Raw genomic sequence first — 8367 nt, 5'->3', positions numbered from 1 at the left:
ACACTCAACGCCGCCACAGCGCACTCAGCGGCCTACCACCCATCAGCCGCCTGTAACCAACGTTATGGCCGGGTACAGCTAGACCTTGGAACCGAGTCCGGCGATCAGGTTCACGGTGACCGCCAGCACCACCGCGCCGAGCAGGTAGGACAGCAGCGCGTGGCGTAACACCGTTCCCCTGATGGAGCTCAACCCGATCTCGGTGTCGGACACCTGGAACGTCATGCCGACCGTGAACGCCACGTACGCGAAGTCGCGGAAGCGCGGCTTCTCCGGGTCGTGGAAGTTGATGCCGCCGGGCTCATCGGAGTAGTAGAGCCGCGCGTAGTGCACGGTGAACAGCGTGTGCACGGCGCACCAGGAGGCCGCGACCGACAGGATGCCCAGCAGGGCGGCCTCCAGCGCCTCGGCGCCGGGTCGCGACGCGGCGGCCACCACGTAGCCGACACCGCCCAGGCTGGCGACGCTCGCCGAGACGATGACCGCGTCGGCGACCCACCGGGTGGGGTCCTCGCGGGTCACGTATTCGGCGGTTTGGTCGGCGTCCATGCCGACGATGATCGACAGGGTCCACACCACGTACACGCCGGCGGTGACGACCCATCCGACGAGCGCGAAGCGCCACCCGGCCGTGTTGCCCACCGCGATTGCGACGACGACTCCGAGCACCACGGCAATGAAGATCCGGACCGCGACGGTGTCGCGGGACAGCACGAGCAGGGATTTCACGATCGAAGACCTGTGGACGCGTCGCGTCGCCGCCGTCCGCTCTAGGTGTTGGGGCCGCCCCGGCCGAGGTGGTTGGCCGCGAAGGTGGCGGCCTGGGTGGTCATCCCGGACTGGATGTAGGAGACGTGGGCCATGATGTTGCCGCCGGAGGAGCAGATCGGGTCGTCGGGCGCGCACAGGCTGATGGTCTTGCCGGCCAGGAGCGGGCTGATGGTCGGCAGCGGCTGGCCGCCCCACAGCATGCTGGAGAACCCGCTGGTCGGCTCGCCGAACAGGGCGACGGCGGCGACGTGATCGGCGACCGGGGCCGGCAGCGTCTGACTGGCGAGGTCGATCACGGTCGAGCCCTGCGAGTACCCGCCGAGCACCATCTTGGTGTTGGGGCAGCTCGCCGCGACGTCCTGGATGTGCGCGCTCGCGTCGTTGGATCCGGCCGTCGCGCTGTTGTGGTAGTCGTCGTTGGCCGGGTAGTTGACCGCATAGGCGCTGACGGACCGCCCGCCGACCTGCGACGTGAGCGAGTCGACGAACGCCTGGCCGACATCGGCGAGGCCGGGCTCCTGGTGGGTGCCGCGCGCCCAGACCACCGCGACGTCCGTACATGGGTCGGCGGACGCGGCGGGGGCGGGGACCGGCGCGCACAGGAGCGCCCATGCCGCCAGGACCGAAATTCCGATGATGCGAGCAAGGCTGCGTGCACTCATTGCCAAAGCCTGACATACCGGCGGCGGCGGCGCTGCGGCCGGTGCCGCGTGCGGTCCCGCTAGCGCCCGGCGGTGCGGGCGATCCGATCGGCACGCCAACACGACGCACGCATCGGGACGTCGATCAGCTCGGCGCCGGGGAACCGCTGCTCCAGGGCGGCGCGCGCCGCGGCGAGCTTGCGGGCGCGGTCGTCGGGGGACGAGACGATGACCGCGCTGTAGGTCCCCAGCATCGCGACGACGTCGGAGACCGTCATCGTCCGCACGAATCGGAACACCTCGCGGGCGATGTTGTCGAAGATCGGCGGCTGCGGCAGAACCACGTCCAGGCGCCGCCGGGTCCGGTCGGCTTGGTGCGCCTCGGGCGTGCCCGGGCCGGGTGGCGGGACGAGGTTGCGCACCCAATCGACCTCGCGGTCCCGGCTGGTCCAGATCACCCCGAACCGGCCGCGGTCGCGCAGCACCCGAGCGATCTCCGGGACGGCGCGTTCGTGATCCATCCAGTGCCAGGCCGACGACACGAACACCGCCTCGGCGGACGCGTCGGGCAACGGAATCGACTCGCCGCGGCCCGCAACGACGCGCACCCCGGGGGAGCGCGCCGTCAGCACCTCGCGCATCCGCGGGTCGGGCTCGACGGCGACGACCCGGGCGGCCCTGCCCACCAGCGTGCGGGTGAACAGCCCGGTTCCGGCGCCGACGTCGACGGCGACCCGGCAAGCGGAGGGCACCAGCCAGTCGACCGCCTCCCGCGGGGGCTGCGGCCGCAGGCCGTCGTAGTCCTCGGCGATCGATCCGAAAGACAGCGCGCGTTGTTGGCGTTCGGTCACGGCCGCCACGCTAGCCGCCGGCGCGTGCCGCCGGGGTTTATGTGAGCGGGCGTTGTTGGTCCGAAGGCGGTTACGTGAATTCCAAGATTTTTCGGCTAGGTTTTCCTAGAGTCTGGCTTGCCGGCCCTGTGACGCGCCCGATCGTCAGAACCGTGGCGTGAGATGCCGTCCCCGGTGATAGAGCGTGGTTGATGGGGTAGAGGGGAAGGACACCGGGGGATGAGCTTTCTGACGTCGCCGCCAGAGATTATTTCGTCGTTGCTGCACGCCGGCGCGGGCTCCGAGCCGATGCTGGCGGCCTCCGCGGCGTGGGACGGGCTGGCCGCCGAGTTGGGTTCGGCCGCGCAGTCGTTTTCGTCGATCACCTCCGGGTTGGCCGCCGACGCCTGGCAGGGACCCGCGTCGGCGGCGATGGCGTCGACCGCGGCGCGATACGCGGGGGTGTTGAGCGCCGCGGCGTCGCAGGCGCAGACGGCCGCGGCGCAGGCCCAGGCGGTGGCCATCGAGTTCGAGTCCGCCCTTGCCGCCGCGGTGCATCCCGCCCTGGTGAGCGCCAACCGGAATCAGCTTGTGCAGCTGGTGTTCTCGAACCTGTTCGGGCAGAACGCCCCGGCGATCGCCGCCACGGAAGCCGCCTACGAGGAAATGTGGGCGCAGGACGTGTTCGCGATGATCGGCTACCACGGCGGCGTGTCGGCCGCCGCGACGCAGTTGCCGTCCTGGTCGGCCGCCCTGCAGGCGCTGCCGGCCGAAGCCTCCGCCGCCGTCGCCAACCCGGTGGGCTCGGCGCTGAGCTCGCTGAGTTCCGCGGCCACCACCAACCCCCTTGTCGGGTTGGTCGGACCGGTGCCGAGCCTCAACGGCATCGTCAACCAGGTCGAGCAAGTCTTCGAGGGCGCCATCAACTTTCCCACCGAGGTGCTGTTCGGGCGGCCCCTGATCGGCGGCTCGACGCTAGCGCTCGGCGGTACGTCGGACGGAAGGGTGCCGCTGTCGATCGTTGGCGGCACCGAGCCGGTGGTGAACGCCACGGTCGGCAGCGGCGCTCCGGTCGCGCTGCTGGTCGACACGGGGTCGACGGGCCTGGTGGTCCCGTTCCAAAACGCCGGGGGGCTGTTAGGGGTGCTGCAGCTCGGATTGCCGACCGGATTTGGCATCGGCGGGTACAGCGGCGGGATCGACTATCTGTACGCCACCTTCAACGCGCCGGTGAATTTCGGTGGGGGGCTTGTCACCCACAGCACCCCCGTGGATATCGAATTCTTCGCCTGGCCGACCTCGTTGCAGTCGTTGATGAACAACGGCTTGACGTTCCAGTCGTACTTCGCGCCCGACGGCGTCAGCGGCGTGCTGGGCGTCGGCCCGAACGCCGGCGGCCCGGGCCCGAGCATCCCGACCCAGGCGCTGCCGGCGCCATTCAACCAAGGCATCCTGATCAACGAGACCGGTTCTTCCCAGCCCCCATACATTCAATTCGGCACCCCGCAAAGCATTGACCTTGCGAACCTTGGGAACCCCATCGCCGTCCTCACCGGGGCGCCGATACCGAACGGCGGCTTGACGGTTGATGTCATTCACAATGGAACAACCACGCCTTACCCGAATGTCGGTTCGATCATCGACTCCGGCGGAGTGGATGGAACCCTTCCCGCGAACATAAGCGCCCAGCCCGGCGACTTGATTGCCGTCTATGCCGGCGATGTGCCCCTCTACTCGTACAAGTTGAACACCGACTACTTCCCGACACCCGTCTCAAGCGGCGCCTTGATGAATACCGGTGCGGCGCCCTTCTTGCTGCACCCCGTCTATATCAATTACGGCGCCAACACGCAGGCCATCTACTAGGCACGCACCGGCGTTGCTGCAGCCATGCCCAGTTTTGCCTCCCGTAGACATCGGGTATCCGCACGGCCATGGGGTGGGTGACACAGCACGCGGTGGCGATCGTGTCGGCGTTGCTCGCCGCATTCTGGGCCGCGGTAGGCATCGTCGTTCGGCAGCAGGTCGCCCACGGGGTCCCGGCCGACAAGGGCATGTCAGGCACCATGGTGACCACCCTGTTTCGCGAACCGCTGTGGTGGGCCGGGACTCTGGCCGCCGTGGCCGGCTACGTGTTTCAGGCCCTGGCGCTGGCGCACGGATCCCTGCTTTTGGTGCAGCCGTTGCTGGTGTCCTCGCTGCTGTTCGCGCTGCCGTTGAGCGCCAGGGTGTGCCGCCAGCGCATCAGGTGGGCCGAGTGGGCCTGGGCCGCCTTGTTGACGGCCGCGTTGGCGGTTTTCGTGCTGGTCGGCCAGCCGCGTGAGGGCGACAACCGGCCGCCGGTAGCGGCGTGGACGCTGGCGCTGGCGGTCACCGTGCCGGTGGTCGTCGCCTGCGTGGTCGCGGCCGGGCGCGCCCTTGGCCGCACGCGGGCCGTGTTGCTGGCCATCCCCGTGGCGGTGCTGCTGGGGATGATCGCCGTGCTGACCAAGATCTGCACCCACCGCTTCGCCGTCGGGGGCTGGCACGCGCTGCTGACCGTGCCGGCCCCCTATGTGCTGGTCGCGTTGGCCGTGACGCTAACGGTGTTGCAGCAGTCGGCTTTTCATGCCGGGGCGTTGCAGGCCTCGGTGCCGATCATGTTAGTGGGCGAGCCGATCGTGGCCGTGCTGCTCGGGACCATCGTGCTCGGCGAGCATGTCGCTGTGCGCGGCCCGGCGGCGCTCGTCCTGGGGGTCGCGGCGCTGGCGATGGTGGCCGCCACCGTCGCCCTGGCCCGCGATCAGGCGCCCGACCCGAATCCTCCGCCGCGCCAGTGGGATTCGAATTTCGAGGTAGACGAGCCTACGAAAACCGTTGCGGCGCAGGGATCTCAGCGAGACTCATAGCGCCCGGCGCAAATCGGTGTCTCGGGCGTCGGGGTATCGCTTCTGCTTGGCGATGTAGAGGTCGGCGTCGGCCGCCGCGAACAGGGTGGCGACGTTGGCGTTGTCGCCGCTGGCCTTCGCGGTGCCGATGCTGGTTCCCGGGGTGTGCAGCCGCACACTCGCGACGAATTGCTCCGCGGCGGTCGGCGTCCGGCCGGCGCGCTCGGCGATTAACACCGCGAACTCGTCTCCGCCGAGCCTGGCCAGAACGGTGTTGGAAGGGGCCACCTTTCGCCAGAAATCCGCGCGATTGATCAGGTGCCGATCACCGGCGACATGCCCGTCGGTGTCGTTGATCCGCTTGAAGTTGTCGATGTCCAGCGCGATGACGGTGATGGTGACCGCGGCCGAACGGCACCGCGCCAGCAGGTCGGCGGTGGCGATCTCCCAGCCGGCCCGGTTCAACAGCCCCGTCAGCGGGTCGGTACACGCGGCGGCGACGAGGCTTCGCGTCACCAGGCCGAACGACTCGGCGGTGCCGACAATCGCGATCACGAAGATGAGGTAGTCGATGTACAACTTGGGGATCGGCGCGAGCGCAAGCGCGACGACCGACGCCAGGGTGAGCGCGCCGACCAGCGCCACGCCGCGGCGCGGCGAGTAGAACCCTCGCAGGTACATCGCCAAGAACATCGGCGCGATCAGGCAGACGAACTCGGCGATGATAGCGATGTGGAAGGCCATCACCACGGGGGTGGCGACGATCGCCGCGGCCGTCGCCGGAGCGGGTTTGTCGGGCCGCAGCGCCAGCCAGGCCAGCGCCGCCGCACCGAGGACGATGGCCACGATGCCTCCGGTCGGATTGCCCGGCTTCAGCCCGGGATGGATCCGAATGAAGGTGCTGAACACCACGCCCCAGGCGTAGAGGAATGTGGTGGCGCCCAAATAGATCCGGAGCAGCCGAACCTGATGCTTGCCGTAAAAGCCGCTTCCGGCGTCGGCGCGCAGCCGCAGCCGGTATCGGCCGCCCCGACGGCCGAGGGGGCCTCGGAAACTACGACCCATCCGGTCGACTCTCCTGGTCATGTGCCGACGCTCGGCCAACAAAGACGTCGCAATTTTGGCGAGCGCGCGCGTTTGCGGATTATCCGACGGTACTAAAGCGCGCCGCTACACGCGGAAAGAAACGCCAAGTCAAATCGAGGCGCCCGAAGGAAAGGGATTCAGGGACTCGCCGCGTCGTCCCACTTCACCATATTACGCACCGGGGGGCTTGCGGCAAGACCGGGGTCAGGGCGCAAAATCGCTGGCCAACACGACGAACTCAGCGAATCGGGGGGATTGCGCAGTGCCGATGACCGAGCATGCGGTGATGGTCGTTGGAGGGGGCCCGACGGGGCTGATGCTGGCGGGGGAGCTGGCGCTGGGCGGAGCCGACGTCGCGATCGTGGAGCGCCGCGAAAGCCAGGATTTGATCGGCGCGCGCGCCGGCGGGCTGCATTCCCGCGCCATCGAGGTGCTCGACCAGCGTGGGATCGCCGACCGGTTCCTTGCGCAGGGACAGGTGGCACAGATCGTCGGGTTCTCCCAGGTTCGGCTGGACATCAGCGACTTTCCGACCCGGCACCCCTATGGACTGGCGCTGTGGCAAAGCCACATCGAGCGCATACTGGCCGACTGGGTCGGCGAGCTGGGAGTGCCGATCTATCGCGGTCGCGAGGTGGCGGGCTTCGCGCAGGATTCCGCCGGCGTCGACCTCGAGCTCGCTGACGGCCAGCGGCTGCGGGCGCAGTATGTCGTCGGCTGCGACGGCGGACGCAGCCGGATCCGCAAAGCCGCCGGCATCGACTTTCCGGGGTGGGAAGCGACGACGAGCTATCTGCTCGCCGAGGCCGAAATGGCCGCCGACGCGCAACCGCCGCGGTGGGGCATCCGCCACGACGCCCTCGGCGTCCACGCGCTCGACACCACCGACGACGGCACGGTGCGCGTGATGGTGACCGAGCGGCGGGTCGGGCCCACCGGCGAGGCCGGCCTGGGTGAGCTGAGCGAGGCACTCGTGGCCGTCTACGGCACCGATTACGGAATACACAGCCCCGCATGGATTTCCCGGTTCAACGACGCGGCGCGGCAGGCCGCGGCCTACCGCGCGGGGCGGGTCCTGCTGGCCGGCGACGCCGCACACATCCACCACCCGATCGGCGGGCAGGGCCTCAACACCGGCCTGCAGGACGCGGTGAACCTGGGATGGAAGCTGGCCCAGGTGGTCAACGACGGCTCACCCGACAGCCTCCTCGACACCTACCACGACGAACGGCACCCCGTGGCCGCCCGTGTGCTGCGCAACGCGCTGGCGCAGCTGGCGCTGCTTCGCCCGGACGACCGCACCAAGGCGTTGCGCGACACCGTGTCCGACCTTCTGAGCATGGACGAGCCGCGCAAGCGATTCGCGGCGATGATGTCCGGCCTGGACATCCACTACGACCTCGGTGAGGGGCACCCGCTGCTCGGGCGCCGCATGCCCGACCTCGACCTGGTCGTCGACGACGGGCCGCGGCGGGTCTTCGAGTTGCTGCACGACGCCCGGCCGGTGCTGCTCAACCTTGACGGGCCGGGCGGCTTCGACATCGCGCCGTGGGCCGGTCGGGTGCGCTCGGTCGATGCGAAATGCGTTGGAAATTGGGTACTTCCGGCGATCGGCGAGGTCGCGGCCCCCGCCTCGGTATTGATCCGGCCCGACGGGCATGTCGCCTGGGTGGGGGACGACGGGGATCGTGCCGGGCTCGCCGACGCGCTCAGCGCCTGGTTCGGGCCGGGAAGCGCCTGCGGCGAGGTTCATCGCCGCCCGAATGCCCCCGGCCCGGCGTGAAACAGTCCGATCAACAGCACCCCGACCGCCGTCGCACAAAACGGCGGCAGAAGGTCGTGACCGCGGAACGCGGCGCGCAGCGTCAGCGCGGCCAGCATTAAGTCGGGCTTACCCGCCGGTCAAGGGTTCCAACTCAGGTGCTAGTCGGGCGGTTCGGCCGTCGTGCCCTCGGTGGGCTCGCGTTCCCGGTCACTGGGTTTCCCGGGCACGCCTTCGGCCTCGCGCTCGCCGGCAACCTTCTCGCCGAGCTCGTCGACGATGTTCTCCAGCTGCTGGGCGCGGTCTGGTTGGTCTTGGTCGGGTCCAGTCATATCGCCCTACCTTTCGGACTGTCGGTTGATGGTTCGGGCCAGGAGTGCGGGATGATCAGCCGGTGCTGGTGAGGCAGG

8 protein-coding genes are annotated in these 8367 nt (G+C 69.2%); 3 read left to right on the top strand and 5 right to left on the bottom strand.

The window, feature by feature from the left end:
* Positions 1 to 78: 78 nt before the first annotated feature.
* From AWC19_RS02900 to AWC19_RS02890, 3 genes are read right to left on the bottom strand one after another with little or no spacing between them, the layout of a single operon-like run.
* On the bottom strand, positions 79 to 729 hold the full coding sequence (locus AWC19_RS02900; protein WP_085076600.1) for a DUF1345 domain-containing protein: 651 nt from the start codon (positions 727 to 729) through the stop codon (positions 79 to 81).
* A gap of 41 nt (positions 730 to 770) precedes the next feature.
* The gene (locus AWC19_RS02895; RefSeq protein ID WP_085076599.1) at positions 771 to 1433 is read right to left on the bottom strand and encodes a cutinase family protein; all 663 of its coding nucleotides are present in this window, start codon (positions 1431 to 1433) and stop codon (positions 771 to 773) included.
* A 59-nt stretch (positions 1434 to 1492) separates the two neighbouring features.
* Positions 1493 to 2263: a class I SAM-dependent methyltransferase gene (locus AWC19_RS02890; protein WP_085076602.1), complete on the bottom strand. Its 771-nt coding sequence runs from the start codon at positions 2261 to 2263 to the stop codon at positions 1493 to 1495.
* Positions 2264 to 2482: 219 nt separating this feature from the next.
* Between AWC19_RS02890 and AWC19_RS02885 the strand changes: the two genes are divergently transcribed.
* Positions 2483 to 4108 carry a PecA family PE domain-processing aspartic protease gene (locus AWC19_RS02885; protein WP_085076598.1) on the top strand — a complete coding sequence of 542 codons (1626 nt, stop codon included), beginning with the start codon at positions 2483 to 2485 and terminating at the stop codon, positions 4106 to 4108.
* A gap of 68 nt (positions 4109 to 4176) precedes the next feature.
* The gene (locus tag AWC19_RS02880; RefSeq protein WP_211284827.1) at positions 4177 to 5130 is read left to right on the top strand and encodes a DMT family transporter; all 954 of its coding nucleotides are present in this window, start codon (positions 4177 to 4179) and stop codon (positions 5128 to 5130) included.
* On the opposite strand, the gene AWC19_RS02875 is transcribed toward AWC19_RS02880, so the two are convergent.
* A complete protein-coding gene (locus AWC19_RS02875; protein ID WP_085076601.1) occupies positions 5125 to 6123 on the bottom strand; it encodes a GGDEF domain-containing protein in 999 nt (332 codons plus the stop codon). The two genes, AWC19_RS02880 and AWC19_RS02875, sit on opposite strands and share 6 nt — an antisense overlap.
* 340 nt (positions 6124 to 6463) lie before the next feature.
* Here AWC19_RS02875 and AWC19_RS02870 point away from each other — a divergent pair, with 340 nt between their 5' ends.
* Positions 6464 to 7978 carry an FAD-dependent monooxygenase gene (locus tag AWC19_RS02870; protein ID WP_085076597.1) on the top strand — a complete coding sequence of 505 codons (1515 nt, stop codon included), beginning with the start codon at positions 6464 to 6466 and terminating at the stop codon, positions 7976 to 7978.
* A gap of 140 nt (positions 7979 to 8118) precedes the next feature.
* Here AWC19_RS02870 and AWC19_RS29810 read toward each other — a convergent pair whose 3' ends face one another.
* Entirely contained in the window at positions 8119 to 8289 is a 171-nt protein-coding gene (locus AWC19_RS29810) for a hypothetical protein (RefSeq protein ID WP_169718069.1), read from the bottom strand.
* Positions 8290 to 8367: the final 78 nt, after the last annotated feature.

The organism is Mycobacterium palustre (genome assembly GCF_002101785.1).
GTDB classification, from domain to species: Bacteria; Actinomycetota; Actinomycetes; order Mycobacteriales; family Mycobacteriaceae; genus Mycobacterium; species Mycobacterium palustre.
Note: the sequence above shows the minus strand (reverse complement) of the source record. Positions and strands in the feature narration are given on the sequence as shown.